This is a genomic window from Stenotrophomonas sp. YJH_SMC_27 (genome assembly GCF_059369815.1).
The window spans coordinates 29,363-49,493 of sequence record NZ_JCAFTA010000001.1 but is presented as its reverse complement, the minus strand read 5'-3'; the positions used below and the strand labels follow the sequence as shown (position 1 = coordinate 49,493).

The following is a 20,131-nucleotide window of genomic DNA, read 5'->3' as shown; positions in this document are numbered from 1 at the left end:
CTGAGTGTGAGGCAAAAACGCAAATAGCCAGGATCTCCCCGGCTATTTGCGTTCAATTGGTCAACGATTGTCGCTTATGCCCTGTTCGTCTATCGAGGCAAAGCGTGTCAACCAAGGTTGACACCTACCAGGGGCGGTGTCCGGGGTCAGAGCCCTTTCCGGTGGAAAGGGATCCGACCCAAGTGCCCCTCATTCCACCGACAACCCTTCCACCTTCTGCCAGCCGCGCGGCAGCAGGTGGCCGCGGGTGGCGCGGGCGCCGAGGTAGGCATCCAGCTCGTTGAACTTCAGGCCCATGGTGCGCTGGCCGCTGCGCACCTGCAGGGTCTGCCCCGGGCTGATCGCCACGATGGCGACCACGCGTTCGGTGGCGAGCTTGGCCTTCGGGATCTCGATGATCTTGTTGCCCTTGCCCTTGTCCAGTTCCGGCAGGTCGTTGGCGGCGATCGCCAACAGGTTGCCCGAACTGGTCACCGCCACGATGCGGTCGGTGGCGACGTTGGCGACCACCGACGGGGTCAGCACCGACGAGCCCGCCGACAGGTTCAGCATCGCCTTGCCGGCCTTGTTGCGGCCGATCAGGTTCTCGAAGCGGGTGACGAAGCCATAGCCGTGGCTGGAAGCCAGCACGAAGCGGGTGTCCGGCTCGGCGCTGGCCAGGGTCACGAAGCTGGTGCCCGGTGCCGGCGAGAAGCGGCCGGTCAGCGGTTCGCCATTGCCACGCGCGGAGGGCAGGGTGTGCACCGGCGTCGAGTAGGCGCGGCCTTCGCTGTCGAGGAACGCGACCTGCTGGGTGCTGCGTGCGCGCACCGCGCCCTGCAGCCCGTCGCCTTCACGGTACGACAGTGCGGATGCATCGACGTCGTGGCCCTTGGCGGCGCGGATCCAGCCCTTCTCCGACAGCACCACGGTCATCGGTTCGCTCGGCACCAGCTCGGTCTCGTCGATGGCCTGCGCCGCCTGGCGCTGCACCAGCGGCGAACGGCGTGCGTCGCCGAACTTCCTGGCGTCGGCGGTCAGTTCATCGCGGATCAGCTTCTTCAGCTTGGCCTTGCTGTCCAGGATGCCGAGGATCTTCTCGCGCTCCTTGGCCAGTTCATCCTGCTCGCCGCGGATCTTCATTTCCTCCAGGCGGGCCAGCTGCTTCAGCTTGGTTTCCAGGATGTACTCGGCCTGTTCCTCGGACAGGCCGAAGCGCGCGATCAGCGCGGCCTTCGGCTCGTCTTCGGTACGGATGATGTGGATCACCTCGTCCAGGTTGAGGAAGGCGACCAGCAGGCCTTCCAGCAGGTGCAGGCGACGCTCGACCTTCTGCAGGCGGTGCTGCAGGCGGCGGGTGACGGTGTTGCTGCGGAAGGTCAGCCATTCGCTGAGCAGCATCTTCAGGTTCTTCACCTGCGGACGGCCGTCCAGCCCGATCACGTTGAGGTTGACGCGGTAGCTGCGCTCCAGGTCCGTGGTGGCGAACAGGTGGCCCATCAACTGGTCGGCGTCGACGCGGTTGGAACGCGGCACCAGCACCACGCGCACCGGATTGGCGTGGTCGGATTCATCACGGATGTCCTCCAGCCACGGCAGCTTCTTGGCGCGCATCTGCGCGGCGATCTGCTCGATCACCTTCGACGGCGACACCTGGAACGGCAGCGCCGTGATCACGATGTTGCTGGCTTCCTTGGTGAAGGTCGCGCGTGCACGCACGCTGCCGTTGCCAGTCTCGTAGATGTTGCGCAGGTCATTGGCCGCGGTGATGATCTCGGCGCTGGACGGGTAGTCCGGGCCCTGCACGTGTTCGCACAGGTCGCGCACGGTGGCGTCGGGGTTGTCCAGCAGGTGCAGCAGCGCACTGACGATCTCGTTGAGATTGTGCGGCGGCACGTCGGTGGCCATGCCCACGGCGATGCCGGTGGTGCCGTTGAGCAGCAGGTGCGGGAGCCGCGCCGGCATCCAGGTCGGTTCCTGCAGGGTGCCGTCGAAGTTCGGTGCCCAGTCGGTGGTGCCCTGGCCCAGTTCGCCCAGCAGCACTTCGGCGATCGGGGTCAGCTTGGATTCGGTGTAACGCATCGCCGCGAACGACTTGGGGTCGTCGCTGGAGCCGAAGTTGCCCTGGCCCTCGATCAGCGGGTAGCGGTACGAGAACGGCTGTGCCATCAGCACCAGCGCCTCGTAGCACGCGCTGTCGCCGTGCGGGTGGTACTTGCCGATGACGTCGCCGACGGTGCGCGCGGACTTCTTCGGCTTGGACGCGGCATTCAGGCCCAGCTCGCTCATCGAATAGATGATGCGGCGCTGCACCGGCTTCAGGCCGTCGCCGATGAACGGCAGGGCGCGGTCCAGGACCACGTACATCGAGTAGTCGAGGTAGGCGCGTTCGGCGTACTCGCGCAGCGGCAGTTGTTCGAATCCGTGGAACACGGGACGGGCAAGTTCGGTCATGCGGCGTTGTTACCTATGTCGGGAGGCGGCGACGGCGGTCGCCGCTCGCAATCCTGTGATTATCCGGATGCGGCGGGGGATGCCAAGCCGCGCGCAGGGTCCAGCCCGGTTTCCAGGCCGTGGCCGGCCCGCGCCAGGTAGCGCCCCGGCGGCAGCCCGAAGTGGCGGCGGAACACGGTGACGAACGCGCTGGCGCTGCTGAAGCCCAGTGCGTGGGCGATGTCGGCCACGCTGCGGCCCTCGGTCAGCTGGCGCAACGCCTCGGACAGGCGGGCCTGTTGCCGCCACTGGGCGAAGCTGAGCGTGGTCTCGTCGCGGAAGTGACGGGTCAGGCTGCGCGGCGACAGGCCGGCCCAGTGGGCCCATTCGGCCAGGCTGCGCTCGTCGGACGGGTCGGCCAGCAGCTGCGAGGCGATCTTCAGCAGGCGCCGGTCGTGGGGCATCGGCAGATGCATGCGCTGACGCGGCGCGGTGCGGATCTCGTCCAGCAGCACCTCGATGATGTGCTGGCGCTCGGGCGTGGTGTCATAGCCCAGCGGCCATTCGCAGATGCGCTCGGCCAGCGCCTGCGCCAGCTTGGACAGGCCCAGCACGCAGGGGTCGGCGGGCAGGGTGGCACAGGCGGGTGCGGCCAGCGCCATGCCCCAGCCACGCAGCGGCCCGTCGAGGGTGACCGTGTGCGGCTCCAGCGGCGGCATCCAGCCGGCCGAACCCGGCGCCAGCGACCAGGTGCCGTGCGAGGTGCGGGTGGTCAGCAGGCCACGCTCCACGTAGATCAGTTGCGCGCGCTGGTGATGGTGCCAGTCCACCTCACGGACCAGTCCCTGCGGGCTGTCGAAGCGGTAGGCGACCACCGATGGGCCGTCGTTGCGCTCGAACCAGTCCAGCGCGTCGTCGCGCAGCAGGCGCTTGGGAGGGGGAATTTCTGCCTTGTTCATCATATCCGCTGGCTGAAATGTGTCATCCATTGGCTGAATTGTACTACCGGGCCAGCTGACCAGGTCATTAAGGTAGGCGCCTTCACCGATCCAGCCCATTGCTGCAACACAGCATTCGATGCCAGATCGAATATTTCCATTGAGAAATATTTTTTTTGGAAGAGAATGCTCCCCCATGATCTGTCCTGCAACCACTCCTCCCAGCTTCGGCCTGCTGCTGCGCCAGGTGCGCGACGGGCTGGTCCGCCAACTCGACGCGTCCATGGCGGAAGAAGACCTGGGCATCGGCTTCACCCACTACATCGGGTTGAAGGTGCTTTCCAACATGGCGCCGTGCACCGCCAACGAACTGGCCCAGGCCATCGACCAGGTGCCCAGCGCCGTGACCCGGCTGCTGGACAAGCTGGAGGCACTGGGCTGCGTCCGTCGCCAACCGCATGCCCAGGACCGTCGTGCGCTGCAGATCGTGCTGACCGATGAAGGCCGCGCGTTGTGGGCGCGGCTGAAGCTGCGCGGCGACGCGGTGATGGATTACGCCCTGCGTGATCTCTCAACCGACGAGCGCACGCTGCTGCTGTCCCTCCTTACCCGAATCCGCGATTCCTTGACGACCCCATGAACCCGATCCCGCATTTCAATTTCCGCCGGTCCGGGCGCACGCTGCTGGTGTCAGCGCTGGCCCTGGCCCTGGGCGCCTGTGCCAGCAGTCGTGGCCTCAATCCGCAGGGCCACGTGCTGGATGTGGACAGCCTGCACAGCGAACGCACCCTGGCCGACACCGACCTGAGCGCCACCGGCTTCCCGGCGCAGGACTGGTGGAAGGCGCTGGGCGATGCGCAGCTGGACGCGCTGGTCGCCGAGGGCCTGGCCGGCCACCCGAGCCTGGACGCCGCCGACGCGCGCCTGCGCCAGGCCCAGGCCCAGGTCGGCACTGCGCGTGCCGACGAACTGCCGAGCCTGTCGGTGTCCGGTGGCTACACCGGCCTGCGCCTGCCTGAGTCGATGGCAGGCAGCGAGATCGGTGGCCATTACGCCGGCAGCAGCCAGGTCGCCTTCGACTTCAGCTACGGCGTGGACCTGTGGGGCGGCAAGCGCGCCGCCTGGGAAGCCGCCGTGGACGGTGCGCACGCCGCCACCGTTGAAGCGCAGGCCGCCCGCCTGAACCTGTCCACTGGCATCACCCAGGCCTATGCCGACCTGGCCTACGCGTGGCAGCTCAACGACGTGGCCGAGGAAGAGCTGAGCCGTTCGCAGAAGTCACTTGAGCTGACCCGCCAGCGCCGCCGCGCCGGCATCGACAGTGATCTGCAGGTGCGCCAGGCCGAGGCCCGCGTGCCGGCCGCACAGCAGCAGGTGCAGGCCGCACAGCAGCGCATCGACGCCGCCCGCACCGCACTGGCCGCGCTGGTCGGCAAGGGCCCGGACCGTGGCCTGTCGATCCAGCGCCCGCAGCCGTTGAACCCGGTGGCACTGCAGCTGCCGGGCGTGCTGCCCAGCGAACTGCTTGGCCGCCGCCCCGACATCGTGGCCGCACGCTGGCGCGTTGAAGCAGCCGACAAGCAGATCAAGGTTGCCAAGACCAAGTTCTACCCGAGCTTCAACCTGACCGCGCTGGCCGGCGTGGTCGCCCCGAATGTGGGCGACCTGCTGAAGAGCAGTTCCACCTTCGCCTACATCGGCCCGGCGCTGAGCCTGCCGATCTTCGAAGGCGGCAAGCTGCGCGCCAACCTGGCCAATACCGATGCGCAGTACGACCTGGCGGTGGCCAACTACAACCAGACCGTGCTCGATGCGCTGCGTGATGTGGCCGACCAGGTCAACGCGGTGCGCTCGCTGGCACAGCAGGCGCAGTCGCAGCAGCAGGCGGTGGACACCGCACGCGCTGCCTTCGACCTGGCCCAGCAGCGCTACCGCGCCGGCATCGGCAGCTACCTGGACGTGCTGACCGCGCAGTCCACGCTGTTGCAGTCGCAGCAGCAGCTGGCCGGCCTGCAGTCGCAGCAGGTGCAGACCTCGGTGCGCCTGAGCAAGGCGCTGGGCGGTGGTTTTCAGCCCGCTGACGCCGACCGCGCACCGATCGCCTCCCATTCCGATTCCTCGCATTCCTGAAGACTTCCGCCATGAGCCAGACCCAAGACACCGCGGCCCCGGCCGCCCCCAACCGCCGCGGCAACCTGCTGCGCGGCCTGTTCGTGATCGTCGTGCTGCTGCTTGCCGCTCTGGCGCTGTGGTACTTCATGTTCGGCCGTTGGTTCGAAGAGACCGACGATGCCTACGTGCAGGGCAACCAGGTGCAGATCACCCCGCTGGTGGCCGGCACCGTGGTCGCCATCAATGCCGATGACGGCATGCGCGTGGAGCGCGGCCAGCTGCTGGTGCAGCTGGACCCGTCCGACACCGCAGTGGCGCTGCAGCAGGCCGAAGCCAACCTGGCCAAGACCGTGCGCCAGACCCGCGGCCTGTACCGCAGCGTGGAAGGCGCGCAGGCGGACCTGAACGCCCGCCAGGTGACCCTGAAGCGCGTGCGCGAAGATTTCGCTCGCCGCAAGGATCTGGCCGCCACCGGCGCCATTTCCAATGAAGAACTGGCCCATGCCCGTGACGAGCTGGCCGCTGCCGAAGCGGCCGTGGCCGGTTCGCGCGAGACCGTCGAGCGCAACCGCGCGCTGGTCGACGACACCGTGATCGCCACCCAGCCGGACGTGCAGGCCGCCGCCGCACAGCTGCGCCAGGCCTTCCTCAACAACGCCCGCGCCGGCATCGTCGCGCCGGTCTCCGGCTACGTCGCCCGTCGTTCGGTGCAGGTCGGCCAGCGCGTGCAGCCGGGCAACGCCCTGATGGCCGTGGTGCCGACCGAGCAGATGTGGGTCGAGGCCAACTTCAAGGAAACCCAGCTGCGCCACATGCGCCTGGGCCAGGAAGTGGAACTGAAGTCGGACCTGTACGCCGGTGATGTGAAGTACAAGGGCCGCATCCAGAGCCTTGGCCTGGGCACCGGCTCGGCGTTCTCGCTGCTGCCGGCGCAGAACGCCAGCGGCAACTGGATCAAGATCGTGCAGCGCGTGCCGGTGCGCATCGCCATCGATGCCAAGCAGCTGGCCGAACACCCGCTGCGCATCGGCCTGTCGATGAAGGCTGAAGTGAGCCTGCGCGACCAGAAGGGCGAAGTGCTGCCGAGCACTCCGGCCAAGGGCACGGTGTTCGACACCGACGTGTATGCCAAGCAGCTGCATGATGCCGACGAGGTGATCCACACGATCATCCAGGGCAACCTGCCGCAGCAGCAGGCGAAGGTGGGCTGAGGTCGCCATGTCCGCACAAGCTCCAGCCGCGCCCGGCGCTCCGGGCGCACCGGCGGCGCCAGGTGCGGCCTCCGGGTTCCTGCCGCCCAGCGTCGCACTGTGCACTGTCGGCCTGGCGATGGCCTCGTTCATGCAGGTGCTCGACACCACCATCGCCAACGTCTCGCTGCCGACCATCGCGGGCAATCTCGGCGCCAGTTCGCAGCAGGCGACCTGGGTCATCACCTCGTTCGCGGTCAGCACGGCCATCGCGCTGCCGCTGACCGGCTGGCTCAGCCGCCGCTTCGGCGAACGCAAGCTGTTCGTCTGGGCCACGCTGGCCTTCGTCATCACCTCGCTGCTGTGCGGCCTGGCGCAGAGCATGGGCATGTTGGTCGTGTCGCGTGCACTGCAGGGCTTCGTGGCCGGCCCGATGTACCCGATCACGCAGTCGCTGCTGGTTTCGATCTACCCGCGCGAGAAACGCGGGCAGGCATTGGCGCTGCTGGCGATGATCACGGTGGTTGCGCCGATCTGCGGGCCGATCCTCGGTGGCTGGATCACCGACAACTACAGCTGGGAATGGATCTTCCTGATCAACGTGCCGCTGGGCATCTTCGCTGCGCTGGTGGTGGGCAACCAGCTGAAGGGGCGGCCGGAGCAGATCGAGAAGCCGAAGATGGACTACGTCGGCCTGATCACCCTCGTGATCGGCGTCGGTGCGCTGCAGCTGGTGCTCGACCTGGGCAACGACGAGGACTGGTTCGCGTCGATGAAGATCGTGGTGCTGGCCTGCGTGGCCGTGGTGACGCTGACGGTGTTCCTGATCTGGGAGCTGACCGACAAGGATCCGATTGTCGACCTGAAGCTGTTCCGGCACCGCAACTTCCGCGCCGGCACGCTGGCGATGGTGGTGGCCTACGCGGCGTTCTTCAGCGTGGCGCTGCTGATCCCGCAGTGGCTGCAGCGTGACATGGGCTACACCGCGATCTGGGCGGGCCTGGCAACGGCGCCAATCGGCATCCTGCCGGTGATCATGACCCCGTTCGTGGGCAAGTATGCATCGCGCTTCGACATGCGCATGCTGGCCACGATCGCCTTCATCGTGCTGTCGATGACCAGCTTCCTGCGCTCGAACTTCAACCTGCAGGTGGACTACATGCACGTGGCCGGCGTACAGCTGATCATGGGCATCGGCGTCGCGCTGTTCTTCATGCCGGTGCTGCAGATCCTGCTGTCGGACCTGGATGGGCGCGAGATCGCGGCGGGCTCCGGCCTGGCCACGTTCCTGCGTACGCTGGGCGGCAGCTTCGCGGCGTCGCTGACGACGTGGCTGTGGGCGCGGCGCACCCAGGTGCACCATGCCGACCTGACCGAGCATATCTCGGCCTATCAGCCGGGCATGCAGGACCAGGTCACGGCGATGGGGCAGGGCGACCTGCAGCACGGCGCAGCGGTACTGAACAACATGATCAACCACCAGGCATCGCAGATGGGCTTCAACGACATCTTCTTCCTGCTGGGCTGGATCTTCCTGGCGATCATTACGTTCCTGTGGCTGGCCAAGCCGCCATTCGGCGCAGGTGCGGGTGCGGCCGCCGGTGGTGGGCACTGAAAACTCCCTGGAAACACGTGCTGTATTTTGACCCCGCCGCAAGGCGGGGTTTTTGTTTGTGCAACGTGGGTCGCACGGGCCCTGCCGTTGGGGGAGTGCAGCGGCGCAGGTTCAGCGCGTGCGATAGACGCGCTTGAACACCACCCGATCACGGAACAATCGGGAAATGGCCCACATTCCCGCCACAAGTACGGCGCCGCACGTGATCCAGCCGGCAGTGGCCTGCAATCGGCTGCCGACCAGTGCGCCGCAGATGATGGCGGCGACAAAGACGAACATTACGGCCTCCTTCGATGCGCCGTAGTGGACCTCGGCCTGGCATCCCACGCATACGCGTACGCCGTGGTTCGAGCCGGTGTGGCAGTGAGGGCAGATGATGCTGCGCTGCATTGGGGCGTCCTTTGGGGAAAGGGGGGGCGCTGGTCCGGTCGTGTCGATAGACCTGCAACCGGCTCCGGTAAATCTGCCTCCCACCGAAAAGGAATCGGGTGGATCTCGACTAGGAAAAGTACGAATTGAACGGGGAACGTGAAATGCGCCCCAAAAGGGGGGCGTTCAAGGTCTGGTGACGGCGCGCCGGGAGGAGGTATACACCCGCAGGCGACGCCCGGGTGGTGCGAGATACGACAGTCCGAGTGGCGGTTGCGATGCCACGCTCGCCAGGCCCCGGAAACGAAAAAACCCGCTTTCGCGGGTTTGATCATCTTGAGTCGTGGTGCCCAGGAGAGGACTCGAACCTCCACGGTTTTACCCGCTAGTACCTGAAACTAGTGCGTCTACCAATTCCGCCACCTGGGCGACTCAGGAGATGAATTGTGCGGGACGGCAGAGGATGTGTCAACAACATTTCACAGCTTTTTCTGTGGCTGTACGCCCAGGTGAAGCAGCAGGCTGCGCATTGCCGATGACAACTGCGCCCACTCGGCAAAACAGGCGCACAGGCGACGCTGTGCCCACGCATCGGCGAGCGGTACGGCGACGGTATGCGTGCTGCGCCGGTGCTGGCGGGCGATGGTCCGCGGCACGATGCCGATACCAATGTCGTGGCCGACCATGATGCACACCCCTTCGAAGGTCTTCATGCGGATGCGCACGTCCAGGCGCCGCCCGATGTCGCGCGCCTGGTCTTCGATGTAGGCCTGCAGTGCATTGCCGTCGGCCAGCGCGACGAAGGTCTCGCCGGCAACATCGGCGAAGGCCAGGCTGCGCCGCGATGCGAGGCGATGGTCTGCGGGCAGCAGCATCACCAGTGGATCTTCGGCGACCACGTGCTGCTGCAGGCCGGCAGCGTCGACCGCATCACTGATGATGCCGGCCTCGGCCTGGCCAGCGTTGATCGCACGCACGACTTCGGGGCTGGTGCGCTCCAGCAGTTCCACGTGCAGGCGCGGGCGTTCGGCCAGCCACGGTGCCAGCCGCGAAGGCAGGTAGTTGGTCAGTGCTGCGGTGTTGGCATACAGATGCAGTGTGCCGCGCGCGCCGTGCGCGAACGCCTGCAGTTCACCGCGCAGCTGCGCCTGCTGCTGCAGGATCAATCGTGCATGGTGGGCGAGGGCGGCGCCGGCTTCGGTCAGGCTGACGCCGCGGGGGTGCCGGTTCAACAACGCGGTGCCGGCATCGGCTTCGATCGTGCGCAGGCGTTCGCTGGCCGACGCCAGTGCCAGGTTTGCCTGCGCTGCGCCGGCCGTGATGCTGCCCGCCTCGGCAATCGCCAGGAACAGGCGCAGGTCGGCGATATCCATCCGCATGTGATGCCCTCATCGCAACGGCTGCGCCTTCGGATCAGCCGAAGGCAAGGCCGGAAACACCGCATTGTGCGCCGAGCGGCCGGCCGATCCAATGAAGGCATGAATGAATCGATGTACTTCTACGTGCTGCTGGTGGTGGTGTTCGTGCTGGCCGGTGTGGTCAAGGGCGTGACCGGCATGGGGTTGCCGACGGTGGCGATGGGGCTGCTGGGCAGCACGCTGTCGCCGGTGTCGGCGGCGTCGATGCTGTTCATTCCCACCTTCGTCACCAATGCGTGGCAGCTGTTGTCCGGGCCGTCACTGGACCGCATCGTGCGGCGCCTGTGGCCGATGATGCTGGCCGTGGTGGTGGTGACGCTGGGCTCGGCGGCGCTGCTGGTGCGGGTCGATCGCACTTGGTCGCGCGTTGCGCTGGGCGTGGCATTGGTGGTCTATGCCGCCTATGCGTTGCTTGCGCCGGTGTTCCGCGTGCAGCAGCGGCGCGAGCGTTGGCTGGGGCCGCTGGTGGGGGCGTTGTCGGGCGTGGTGACCGGCGCCACCGGCGTGTTCGTGATGCCGGCGGTGCCATACCTGCAGTCGCTGGGGTTGCAGCGCGAGGAGCTGGTGCAGGCGCTGGGGCTGGCGTTCACGGTGTCAACGATTTCGCTGACCGCCGGCCTGGTGCTGCACGGCGCATTCGGCATCCAGCAGCTGGGGCTGAGTGCGCTGGCGGTGCTGCCGGCATTGCTGGGCATGTGGCTGGGGCAGGTGATCCGGCAGCGCATCAGTGCGCGGGTGTTCCGGGGCTGCTTCCTGGGTTTCCTGCTGTTGCTCGGGCTGGAGCTGGTGCTGCGGCCGCTGCTCTGATGCCGGATTCCGGGCATGAAAAAACCCGCTCTCGCGGGTTTTTCTCATTCTCGACGTGGTGCCCAGGAGAGGACTCGAACCTCCACGGTTTTACCCGCTAGTACCTGAAACTAGTGCGTCTACCAATTCCGCCACCTGGGCGTCGAGGAGCGAGATTATGGGGCGTTGTTATGGGGGTGTCAACACTTTTTCTGGATCCGGTGTCGGACCCCGTTTCGCGTGCGGAGCGGGCTCTGACGCCATCTCAATCGCTTGGGTCGGAGCCCTTTCCTTCGGAAAGGAATTCGGCCCCGCTGCTGGATTGCAGGCAAAAAAAATCCCCGCCGAAGCGAGGAGTTTTTTCGTTGGTGCCCAGGAGAGGACTCGAACCTCCACGGTTTTACCCGCTAGTACCTGAAACTAGTGCGTCTACCAATTCCGCCACCTGGGCGTTCCAGAGGCGCAATTGTGAAGATGAATCTGCAGGCTGTCAACGACTTCCTGAATATTTTTCACGCAAGGCCTTCAAGACGGCCACTGACCCGTTCTGCACGCCGTCAACGGCTACCATGTAGGGCGATGACTACCAAAAAACCAAGCAAGGGCGGGAGCACCTCCCGCGGCCAGGCCCCGAAGAAGGGCGCCAAGGCGGGCACGGCCCGCACCACCAAGCCGGGCAAGCCGTTGCCGGGCTGGTTCCCCGAATTGAATGAAGGCGGCGCACCGCCGCGTGGCCGCAAGGTCCGCAGCAGCGACGCACCGGGCCCGGCGCCGGGCCGCAAGTTGCCGCCGACCGGCAAGGTGATCGACGATCCCTATGCCGCCCGCGAAGCCGAGAAGTACGAACAGCCCATCGCCAGCCGCGAAGCCATCCTGGCCCTGCTGGAGCGTTGCGAAGGGCCGCAGACGGCAGAGGAACTGGGCGCACGCTTGGGCCTGACCGCACCGGACCGGGCCGAGGCGCTGTCGCGCCGGCTCGGTGCCATGGTCCGTGATGGCCAGCTGGTGCAGAACCGCCGTGGCGGTTTCGCCCCGATCCAGACCCTGAACCTGGTCACCGGCGTGGTGATCGCCAACCCGGAAGGATTTGGCTTCCTGCGCCCGGTCGAGGGTGGCGACGACCTGTTCCTGCCACCGTATGAAATGCGCAAGGTCATGCATGGTGACAAGGTGCTGGCCCGTGTGACCGGCATCGACCACCGTGGCCGCCGCGAGGGCAGCATCGCCCGCGTGCTTGAGCGCGGCATGACCCGCCTGATCGGCCGTTTCAGTGTCGAGATGGGCATCAACTACGTGGTGCCCGATGACAAGCGCGTGCAGCGCAACGTACAGGTGCCGCCGGACCAGATCGGTGGCGCGCGCGACGGCCAGCTGGTGGTCTGCGAACTGACCCAGGCGCCGGATAGCCGCCGTCCGCCGATCGGCCGCATCATTGCCGTGCTCGGCGACAAGCTGACCGCCTCGCTGGTGGTGGAGACCGCCATCCACGGCCATGAACTGCCGTTCGAATTCCCGCAGGAAGTGCTGGATGAAGCGGCCTCGGTGCCGCTGGTGGTCGAACCGGCGATGATCGGCGACCGCGTCGATCTGCGCAGCATGCCGCTGGTCACCATCGACGGTGAAGATGCCAAGGACTTCGACGACGCGGTGTACTGCGAGCCGAACGTCGATGGCTTCCGGCTGGTTGTGGCGATTGCCGATGTCTCCAACTACGTCCGGCCCGGCACGCCACTGGATGAAGAAGCGCAGAAGCGCGCCACCTCGGTGTACTTCCCGGGCTTCGTGGTGCCGATGCTGCCGGAGACGCTGTCCAACGGCATCTGTTCGCTGATGCCGAAGGTCGACCGCATGTGCTTCGTCTGCGACATGCAGATCGACCGCGACGGCCTGGTCACGCATTCGCGCTTCTACGAAGCGGTGATGAACTCGCATGCGCGCCTGACCTACACCCAGGTGTGGAAGGCGGTGGGCGAGGACGATGCCGATACCAAGGCCTGGATGGGCGACCTGCTGCCGCAGGTGCAGCGCCTGCACCAGCTGTACAAGGTCCTGTCCAAGGCGCGTGCCAAGCGTGGCGCCATCGAGTTCGAGAGCAGCGAAGTGCGCTTCGTGCTGGACAACCGCGGTGAAGTGACCCAGGCCGGCATGCTGGTGCGCAACGACGCGCACAAGCTGATCGAGGAATGCATGATCGCGGCCAATGTGGAGGCGGCGAAGTACCTGCTGTCGCGCCATGTGCCGGCCCCGTACCGCATCCACGAGAAGCCGCCGGAAACCAAGTACGCCGACCTGCTCGAATTCCTCAAGGAGTTCAAGCTGAGCCTGCCGCCGTGGTCGAAGGTGCGCCCGGGCGATTACACCAAGCTGCTGAAGAAGATCCGCGACCGCCCCGATGCCACGCTGCTGGAATCGGTGCTGCTGCGCAGCCAGAGCCTGGCGATCTACAGCCCGGAAAACCACGGTCATTTCGGCCTGGCACTGGAGGCGTACGCGCACTTCACCTCGCCGATCCGCCGTTACCCCGACCTGCTGGTACACCGCGCGATCAAGCACGCGTTGTCCGGCAAGCCGCTGGACAAGTTCACCTACAACGCGCGCGAAATGGCTGCGCTGGCGCTGCAGTGTTCCGAGCGTGAGCGCCGTGCCGACGAGGCCGAGCGCGAGGTCGACGAGCGTTACCGCGCGGCGTGGATGGAAAAGCACGTGGGCGGCCAGTTCGACGGCGTGATCAGCGGCGTGACCAGCTTCGGCCTGTTCGTCGAGCTGGATGAGTCGAAGGTGCAGGGCCTGGTGCACGTGACCCAGCTGCCGCAGGACTATTACAAGTTCGACGCGACCCGCAAGACGTTGACCGGCGAGCGCCGCGGCGGCAGCTACCGGTTGGGCGACCGCGTGCGCATCCTGGTGCTGAAGGCCAGCATGGAAGAGCGCAAGATCGACTTCCGCCTGGTCGAGCACAAGGGTGAGGACGAGGGCGATGGCCTGCCGCCGCTGCCGGAGCGTGGCAAGCCGGCCAAGCGTACGAAAAAGCAGTATTGAGAGACGTGCCGACCAACGGTCGGCATCCCACGTTACCTGGTAGGTGCCAACCGTTGGTTGGCACGACGCTTTGGAGGAACGCACCATGCAGGGCCAACCCGAATACAGCGGCGGCTGCCAGTGCGGCGCGATCCGCTTCCAGGCCCGTGGCGAGCTGACCCACAGCTCGATCTGCCACTGCCGCATGTGCCAGAAGGCCTTTGGTGCGTACTACGCGCCCTTGGTGTCGGTGCGGGGCGTGCAGTTCAGCTGGACCCGCGGCCAGCCGCGCTATTTCCAGTCCTCCAACGTGGTGCGGCGCGGGTTCTGCGCCGACTGCGGCACGCCGTTGACCTACGAAGCGCCCGATGGCGTGGCGGTGGCTGCCGGTGCGTTTGACGAACCCGAACGCCTGCCGCCGACGATCCAGTACGGAGTGGAGCGCAAGCTGCCCTTCGTCGACAGCCTGGCCAGCCTGCCGGCGCGACGTACCGAGGAAGACATCGCCGCGCTGGATTTCCTGGCCAAGATCGTGTCCCACCAGCACCCCGACCACGACACCCCGCACTGGCCGCCGCGCAGCCGTTCAGCCGGGGGATGAACGGCCGGTAGCGCCGGGCCATGCCCGGCGAGCGCGAAGCGCGGCCGCCGCCGATGCTCTACCATAGCCACCCCCTTTCCGGTCCCCGCCCGCATGAGCAAGAACAGCCAGTGGATTGTCGGCGTCAACGCCGTCGCCTCCTCCATCGAGAACGACGCCGAGAACGTCCGCGAAGTGCTGGTCGAGGCCGGTGCGAAGAACCCGCGCCTGACCGAGATCGAGGAAAACGCCCGCCGCAAGGGCATCGACGTGCGCAAGGTGAACAGCCAGGCGCTGGACGGTGTCGGCGGTTCGGTACGCCACCAGGGCGTGGCCGCGCGCTATGCCGCCGCCCGCACTTACAGCGAGAACGAGCTGGAAGGCCTGGTCACCGCAGCCGAGGGCAAGGCCCTGCTGCTGGTGCTGGACGAAGTGCAGGACCCGCACAACCTTGGCGCCTGCCTGCGCTCGGCCGCTGCGGCCGGTGCAACCGCAGTGATCATCCCCAAGGACAAGTCGGCCACGGTGAACGCGACCGTACGCAAGACTTCGGCCGGTGCCGCCGATCTGATCCCGGTGGTGGCGGTGACCAACCTGTCGCGCTGCCTGAAGGACCTGCAGAGGCAGGGCGTGTGGATCTATGGCCTGGCCGGCGAAGCCACCGCTTCGCTGTACCAGCTGGACCTGAAGGGCAACATCGCCCTGGTGCTGGGGGGCGAGGCCGATGGCCTGCGCCGCCTGACCCGCGAGAACTGCGATGGCCTGGTCAAGATCCCGATGCCGGGTGAGATCGAGAGCCTGAATGTCTCCGTCGCCGCCGGCGTCAGCCTGTTCGAGGCCGTGCGCCAGCGCGGCTGATCTGTAGAGCCGAGCCCACGCTCGGCGATCGCATACCCGATCAAGGAAGCAGCCGAGCATGGGCTCGGCTCCACAGTAGCCGCTACCCCGCGCTGCCGCCCAGCGCCTTGAACAGGGTCACATCGTTGTTCAGCTGGCCCTGCCGCGCGCGCGCCAGTGACAGCTCGGCATCGCGCCGGGTCTGCTGCGCTTCCAGCCAGGTGCGCAGGTCGGTCGCGCCCACGCGGTAACGCACTTCCTGCGCGCGTTCCACTTCCACCGCTTCGTCATACGACGCCTGCGAGGCCGCCACCTGCCGCGCCAGCTGCTCGCGTGCCGACAGCGCGTTGTCCACTTCCGAGAGCGCGGTGTACAGCGTCTTGCGGAAGTTGGCCGCGGCGATCTGGTAGGCGGTGCCGGCGATGTCGGTATCCAGCTGCGTGCGCTGCAGGTTGAGGAACGGCAGTGACAGGCCCGCGCCCAGCGTGGCCACCGGATTGCGCAGCACATTGCCTAGCGAGGTGGCGCTGGAACCGAGGCTGCCGGTCAGGCTCAACGCCGGGTAATACTGGGTTGCCGTGACCTTGATCGTCTTCAGGCTGTTGCGCAGGCGCAGCTCGGCCGCGCGCAGGTCGGGACGGCGGCCCAGCAGGTCGGCCGGCAACCCCTCGACGATGTCCGGGCTGCGTGCGCCCAGCAGGTCCTGCGGTTCGTCCTGCTGCGGCCAGGGCGTGCCATCCAGCAGTACGGTCAGTGCATTGCGCACTTCCACCCGCTGCTGTTCCAGCGCGCTCTGCGCCGAGCGCTGCGACTGCAGGTTCTGCAGCGCCTGGCGCACTTCCAGGCGCGATACCGCGCCGGCGTCGAAGCGGGCCTGCACCAGTTCGCGGGTACGTTCCAACCGCTCCAGGTTGGCCTGGCCGGTGGCGATGGACTGGTTGAGATAGGCCAGGTTCCAGTACTGGGTGATGGTGTCGCCGATCACCAGCAGCGCGGTGTTCTGCCGGTCTTCCTCGCTGGCTTCGGCTTCCCAGCGGGCGATGTCGCGCTGGGTGCGCAGGCGCCCCCACAGGTCCACTTCCCAGCCCAGCGAGACGCCGGTGGAATAGCTGCGGCGCCAGTCATCGGCCTGGTCGGTGGCGCGGCTGGCACTGCCGCTGACGCCCGATGACGAAGGCTGCGGCCACAGCGCATTGCTGGCCAGGCCGGCCTGCAGGCGTGAACGCTGCACGGCCAGGCCGGCGGCGGCCAGATCGCTGTTGGCGGCCAGCGCCTGCGCCACCAGACGGTCGAGGCGTTCATCGCCGAAGCCGGTCCACCAGGTGTCCTGCCGGATGTCGCGGCCGGGTGTATCCAGGCTGCTGCGCGGGCCGTCGGCCGGTGCATTGAGGGTGGCATCGCCACGCCCATACTGCGCCGCCACGGCCGGGTCATGCACCGGATAGCGGCCGACGGAGGCGCAGCCGGACAGGGCGAGTACAACCGCACCGGCCGGCAGCAGGTGCCGGGGAGCGGGGAAGGGCAGTCGGATCATCTTCTTCATTCGCGGGCCAGGGCCTCCACCGGATCGAGTTGCGCGGCGTTGCGTGCGGGCAGGAAGCCGAACGCCACGCCGATCAAGGTCGAGCAGGCGAACGCGGCAACGATCGAGGCGGTGGAGAACAGCACCTGGAAATCGCTGGCGAAGCGGCCGATCATCGAGCCCAGCAGCAGCGCCAGGCCGATGCCGAGCACGCCGCCGAGCAGGCACACCAGCACCGCCTCGATCAGGAACTGCTGGCGGATATCACTCTGCCGTGCACCCACCGCCATGCGCACCCCGATCTCACGGGTGCGCTCGGTCACCGACACCAGCATGATGTTCATCACGCCGATGCCACCGACCAGCAGTGCGATGGCGGCGATGGCACCGATCAGCAGGGTCATCGTGCGCGTGGTCTGCTCGATGGTCTGGCGGATCTCCGCGCTGTTGCTGAGGAAGAAGTCCTCGGTGCCATGGCGCAGGGTCAGCAGGCGGGTGATTGCTTCCTGCGCCGCATCCATCGGTGTGTCGTCGTCCACGCGTACGGTGATGCTGGAGACGTGGCTCTGGCCGAGCATGCGCGACATCACCGTGGTGTACGGCACCCACACGCTGAGGCTGGTACTGCCACCGAAGCCGAAACTCTGGCGCTTGGCCACGCCGACCACGCGTGCCGGCACGTTGCCGAGCAGGATCACCTGTCCGACCGGGTCGACATCGGGGAAGAACTGGGCCTGGGTGTTCTCGTCGATCACCGCCACCTGGCCCAGGCCCTTGACTGCATCGGCATCGAAGAAGCTGCCGCTGAGCAGAGTCACGCCCTTGACCCGGAAGAACTGCTCGCCGACGCCGCTGACCTGGGCGGTCGACGACTGGTTGCGATAACGCGCGGTGACCGAGGTCGATACGCTGGGGGTGGCGCTGTCCACGTAGCTCTGCTTTGCCAGTGCATCGGCATCGCTGGCCTTGAGCGTCTGCACCCGGGCCGAGCGCATGTCGCCGAAACCACGGCCGGGATAGACGTCGATGGTGTTGGTGCCGAGCGCGCTGATGTTCTGCAGGATCTGCTGCTGCGAGCCGTTGCCCAGCGCCACCACCGACACTACCGAGGCGATGCCGATGATGATGCCGAGCATGGTCAGGAAGGTCCGCAGCCGATGGGCGTTCATCGCCAGCAGCGCCATGCGGAACGCTTCGGAGAAGCGGTCTCGGGCCGCCCGCCAGCTGTTGCCGTGGGCGGCCCCGGTACTGGCTTCGCGCTGCGCACGGTAGGCCGGCGCATTCGGGTTGGCGCGGTCGGCGATGATCTCGCCATCGCGGATCTCGATGATGCGCTGTGCGTGCTGGGCCACGCTCATGTCGTGGGTGACGATGATGATGGTGTGGCCTTCGGCATGCAGTTCGCCGAGGATCGCCATCACTTCCTCACCGGATTTCGTATCGAGCGCGCCTGTGGGTTCGTCGGCCAGGATCACCTCGCCGCCGTTCATCAGCGCGCGTGCGATCGACACGCGCTGCTGCTGGCCACCAGACAGCTGGCCGGGCTTGTGATGCATGCGGTCGCCCAGGCCCAGGCGTTGCAGCAGCTGCTCGGCACGCGCATTGCGCACTGCGCCCGGGCTGCCGGCGTACACCGCCGGCACTTCCACATTGCCGCGCGCGTCGAGGTCGCCGAGCAGGTGGTAGCGCTGGAAGATGAAACCGAAATATTCGCGGCGCAGTTCGGCCAGTTCGTCCGGCGCCATCTTTCCGGTCTCGCGGCCGGCCACCTGGTAGCTGCCGCGGGTGGGGCGGTCGAGGCAGCCGAGGATGTTCATCAGTGTCGACTTGCCCGAGCCGGACTGGCCGACGATGGCCACCATCTCGCCAGCATGGATGTCGAGATTGACGTCGCGCAGCACGGCGATCACATCATCACCGGCCGGGAACTCGCGTCGCAGGTCGCGCAGGCGCAGCAGCGGCGCCGTCGTGCTCATCGGCGCGGCCCCATGCCCGGGCCGCCGACCCGCATCTGCATGCCGCCTCGGTTCCCGCCACCGGCACCGGCACCGGCGGCGCTGGCTTCGCCGACCACCACGCGCTCGCCTTCCTTCAACCCGGACAGGATCTCGGCGGAGGCGCCATTGTTGATGCCCACCGTGACCTTGCGCGGCTGCGGCTGGCCCTTGTCGTCCAGCACCCGCACCATGCGCTCGTCGCCACGGCGCTTCGGCCCCAGCGCCACCGCCGGCACCATCAGCACGCCCTTGGCCTGCTTGAGCAGTACCGAGACCTGCGCGGTCATGTCGATGCGCAACGTGCCGTCCGGATTCTCCACGTCGAACAGCGCGTTGTAGTAGACCGCGCTGCTGGAACTGGAACTGGACGAACTGCTGGAGCTGGAGGAGCTTTCGTTGGCGATCGAGGCCGGCGCCGGATTGATCTGGCGCAGCGTGGCGTGGTACTTGCGGTCCGGGTCACCCAGCGTGGTGAAGTACACCGGCATGCCGGGCTTGATCTTGACCACGTCGGCCTCGGAGATCTCGGCATTGACGGTGACCACGTCCAGCCGCGCCAGCATCACGATGGTCGGTGCGGTCTGGTTGGCGTTCACGGTGCGGCCTTCCTCCGCCACCACCGCCACCACGGTGCCGTCCATCGGCGCGGTGATGCGGGTGTAGGCCAGGTTGGCGCGGGCGGTGCCCAGTTCTGTTTCGCGGCCCTTGATCTGCGCCTCGTAGGACTGCAGCTGGGCACGGGCGGTCTTCAACTGCGCCTCGGCGGCATCATATTCCTGGCGCGAGGTGGCTTCGGCAGCCAGCATCTGCTGCTGGCGCGCGAATTCCAGTTCGGCCTGGCGCAGGGTGGCCTGCTGCACGGCACGCTGCGCGGTGACCTGGTCCAGCGAGGCCTGCGCGTTGAGCACCTGGTTCTGCTGGGTGGTGGCATCGATCTCGGCGATCAGGTCGCCTTCCTTCACGGTGTCGCCCAGCTGTACCTTCAGCGACTTGATCTGGCCCGAGGCCTGGGCGCCGACGCTGACCAGCTTGTAGGCGTCGATCACACCGGTGGCCTCCACTGTCTGCTCGATGTCACCACGGCTGACGGGCGCGGTCGCCACCGCCGGGACGGCCGGCTTGCGCAGCAGCCACCAGGCGGCTGCAACGACGGCAAGGGCAAGCAGGGCGACCAGTATCAGGCGACCCCGGCGGGTCGCGGGCAGCAGGCGGAACATCACGTCGTGGCTTCACTCTCGGGGCCGCGTGGGCGGCGTTGGCGGGCATTGTGAAGACCGGGCGACAGGCGGCTCAATCCTCGGGGTATGTCTCTATGTAACACTGTCGGCAAATAGGCG

The 20,131-nt window shown here is 67.0% G+C and carries 14 protein-coding genes, 3 tRNA genes and 1 pseudogene; 8 read left to right on the top strand and 10 right to left on the bottom strand.

Annotated features, from left to right (window positions below; all coding sequences use genetic code 11):
* Positions 1-189: 189 nt before the first annotated feature.
* Positions 190-2,433, bottom strand: coding sequence for a DNA topoisomerase IV subunit A (gene parC / locus AC5P7R_RS00235; protein WP_021204132.1), 2,244 nt, complete (start codon positions 2,431-2,433; stop codon positions 190-192).
* 59 nt (positions 2,434-2,492) lie between these two features.
* Positions 2,493-3,374: a helix-turn-helix domain-containing protein gene (locus AC5P7R_RS00230; RefSeq protein WP_026346921.1), complete on the bottom strand. Its 882-nt coding sequence runs from the start codon at positions 3,372-3,374 to the stop codon at positions 2,493-2,495.
* A 172-nt stretch (positions 3,375-3,546) separates the two neighbouring features.
* On the opposite strand from AC5P7R_RS00230, the gene emrR reads away from it, so the two are divergent.
* From emrR to emrB, 4 genes are read left to right on the top strand one after another with little or no spacing between them, the layout of a single operon-like run.
* A complete protein-coding gene (emrR, locus tag AC5P7R_RS00225) occupies positions 3,547-3,990 on the top strand; it encodes a multidrug efflux system transcriptional regulator EmrR (protein WP_019659100.1) in 444 nt (147 codons plus the stop codon).
* On the top strand, positions 3,987-5,480 hold the full coding sequence (gene emrC, locus AC5P7R_RS00220) for a multidrug efflux transporter outer membrane subunit EmrC (protein WP_346483495.1): 1,494 nt from the start codon (positions 3,987-3,989) through the stop codon (positions 5,478-5,480). Before emrR ends, emrC begins: the two co-directional genes overlap by 4 nt.
* An 11-nt stretch (positions 5,481-5,491) precedes the next feature.
* The gene (emrA, locus tag AC5P7R_RS00215; protein WP_478436308.1) at positions 5,492-6,673 is read left to right on the top strand and encodes a multidrug efflux MFS transporter periplasmic adaptor subunit EmrA; all 1,182 of its coding nucleotides are present in this window, start codon (positions 5,492-5,494) and stop codon (positions 6,671-6,673) included.
* Positions 6,674-6,680: 7 nt separating this feature from the next.
* Positions 6,681-8,267, top strand: a complete 1,587-nt coding sequence (gene emrB / locus AC5P7R_RS00210) for a multidrug efflux MFS transporter permease subunit EmrB (RefSeq protein WP_019659097.1) — start codon at positions 6,681-6,683, stop codon at positions 8,265-8,267.
* Positions 8,268-8,378: 111 nt separating this feature from the next.
* Here the strand turns inward: emrB and AC5P7R_RS00205 are convergent, their stop codons facing one another.
* From AC5P7R_RS00205 to AC5P7R_RS00195, 3 genes are all read right to left on the bottom strand, one after another.
* The gene (locus tag AC5P7R_RS00205; protein WP_019659096.1) at positions 8,379-8,657 is read right to left on the bottom strand and encodes a hypothetical protein; all 279 of its coding nucleotides are present in this window, start codon (positions 8,655-8,657) and stop codon (positions 8,379-8,381) included.
* A 323-nt stretch (positions 8,658-8,980) separates the two neighbouring features.
* Positions 8,981-9,065 (bottom strand) — tRNA-Leu (locus AC5P7R_RS00200).
* 50 nt (positions 9,066-9,115) lie between these two features.
* On the bottom strand, positions 9,116-10,015 hold the full coding sequence (locus tag AC5P7R_RS00195; RefSeq protein WP_021204128.1) for a LysR family transcriptional regulator: 900 nt from the start codon (positions 10,013-10,015) through the stop codon (positions 9,116-9,118).
* A gap of 99 nt (positions 10,016-10,114) precedes the next feature.
* Between AC5P7R_RS00195 and AC5P7R_RS00190 the strand changes: the two genes are divergently transcribed.
* Positions 10,115-10,861, top strand: a complete 747-nt coding sequence (locus tag AC5P7R_RS00190; RefSeq protein WP_087803314.1) for a sulfite exporter TauE/SafE family protein — start codon at positions 10,115-10,117, stop codon at positions 10,859-10,861.
* Positions 10,862-10,917: 56 nt separating this feature from the next.
* On the opposite strand, the gene AC5P7R_RS00185 is transcribed toward AC5P7R_RS00190, so the two are convergent.
* A tRNA-Leu gene (locus tag AC5P7R_RS00185) sits at positions 10,918-11,002 on the bottom strand.
* A 204-nt stretch (positions 11,003-11,206) separates the two neighbouring features.
* Positions 11,207-11,291: transfer RNA gene (locus AC5P7R_RS00180), tRNA-Leu, on the bottom strand.
* A gap of 359 nt (positions 11,292-11,650) precedes the next feature.
* On the opposite strand from AC5P7R_RS00180, the pseudogene rnr reads away from it, so the two are divergent.
* The 3 genes and pseudogenes from rnr to rlmB all read left to right on the top strand — a co-directional run.
* Positions 11,651-13,879 (top strand): annotated as a pseudogene (gene rnr, locus AC5P7R_RS00175) (ribonuclease R); the annotation flags it as partial.
* 85 nt (positions 13,880-13,964) lie between these two features.
* Entirely contained in the window at positions 13,965-14,459 is a 495-nt protein-coding gene (locus AC5P7R_RS00170; RefSeq protein ID WP_111097784.1) for a GFA family protein, read from the top strand.
* Between the two features lie 93 nt (positions 14,460-14,552).
* Entirely contained in the window at positions 14,553-15,296 is a 744-nt protein-coding gene (gene rlmB, locus AC5P7R_RS00165; RefSeq protein ID WP_019659091.1) for a 23S rRNA (guanosine(2251)-2'-O)-methyltransferase RlmB, read from the top strand.
* 82 nt (positions 15,297-15,378) lie between these two features.
* Here the strand turns inward: rlmB and AC5P7R_RS00160 are convergent, their stop codons facing one another.
* Genes AC5P7R_RS00160 through AC5P7R_RS00150 form a run of 3 tightly spaced genes read right to left on the bottom strand, consistent with a single transcriptional unit; the run spans position 15,379 to position 20,014 of the window.
* On the bottom strand, positions 15,379-16,818 hold the full coding sequence (locus AC5P7R_RS00160; RefSeq protein WP_456115420.1) for an efflux transporter outer membrane subunit: 1,440 nt from the start codon (positions 16,816-16,818) through the stop codon (positions 15,379-15,381).
* A complete protein-coding gene (locus tag AC5P7R_RS00155) occupies positions 16,815-18,773 on the bottom strand; it encodes a MacB family efflux pump subunit (protein WP_134729469.1) in 1,959 nt (652 codons plus the stop codon). Before AC5P7R_RS00155 ends, AC5P7R_RS00160 begins: the two co-directional genes overlap by 4 nt.
* Positions 18,770-20,014 (bottom strand): efflux RND transporter periplasmic adaptor subunit, encoded by a 1,245-nt coding sequence (locus AC5P7R_RS00150; protein WP_188250066.1) that lies wholly within the window; start codon positions 20,012-20,014, stop codon positions 18,770-18,772. Before AC5P7R_RS00150 ends, AC5P7R_RS00155 begins: the two co-directional genes overlap by 4 nt.
* Between the last annotated feature and the right edge of the window lie 117 nt (positions 20,015-20,131).

What these genes read in the sequence shown, in the direction of transcription:
- parC (WP_021204132.1), bottom strand. Translation starts at nt 2,433, where the DNA reads ATGACCGAACTTGCCCGTCCCGTGTTCCACGGATTCGAACAACTGCCG.
- AC5P7R_RS00230 (WP_026346921.1), bottom strand. Translation starts at nt 3,374, where the DNA reads ATGATGAACAAGGCAGAAATTCCCCCTCCCAAGCGCCTGCTGCGCGAC.
- emrR (WP_019659100.1), top strand. Translation starts at nt 3,547, where the DNA reads ATGATCTGTCCTGCAACCACTCCTCCCAGCTTCGGCCTGCTGCTGCGC.
- emrC (WP_346483495.1), top strand. Translation starts at nt 3,987, where the DNA reads ATGAACCCGATCCCGCATTTCAATTTCCGCCGGTCCGGGCGCACGCTG.
- emrA (WP_478436308.1), top strand. Translation starts at nt 5,492, where the DNA reads ATGAGCCAGACCCAAGACACCGCGGCCCCGGCCGCCCCCAACCGCCGC.
- emrB (WP_019659097.1), top strand. Translation starts at nt 6,681, where the DNA reads ATGTCCGCACAAGCTCCAGCCGCGCCCGGCGCTCCGGGCGCACCGGCG.
- AC5P7R_RS00205 (WP_019659096.1), bottom strand. Translation starts at nt 8,657, where the DNA reads ATGCAGCGCAGCATCATCTGCCCTCACTGCCACACCGGCTCGAACCAC.
- AC5P7R_RS00195 (WP_021204128.1), bottom strand. Translation starts at nt 10,015, where the DNA reads ATGCGGATGGATATCGCCGACCTGCGCCTGTTCCTGGCGATTGCCGAG.
- AC5P7R_RS00190 (WP_087803314.1), top strand. Translation starts at nt 10,115, where the DNA reads ATGAATGAATCGATGTACTTCTACGTGCTGCTGGTGGTGGTGTTCGTG.
- AC5P7R_RS00170 (WP_111097784.1), top strand. Translation starts at nt 13,965, where the DNA reads ATGCAGGGCCAACCCGAATACAGCGGCGGCTGCCAGTGCGGCGCGATC.
- rlmB (WP_019659091.1), top strand. Translation starts at nt 14,553, where the DNA reads ATGAGCAAGAACAGCCAGTGGATTGTCGGCGTCAACGCCGTCGCCTCC.
- AC5P7R_RS00160 (WP_456115420.1), bottom strand. Translation starts at nt 16,818, where the DNA reads ATGAAGAAGATGATCCGACTGCCCTTCCCCGCTCCCCGGCACCTGCTG.
- AC5P7R_RS00155 (WP_134729469.1), bottom strand. Translation starts at nt 18,773, where the DNA reads ATGAGCACGACGGCGCCGCTGCTGCGCCTGCGCGACCTGCGACGCGAG.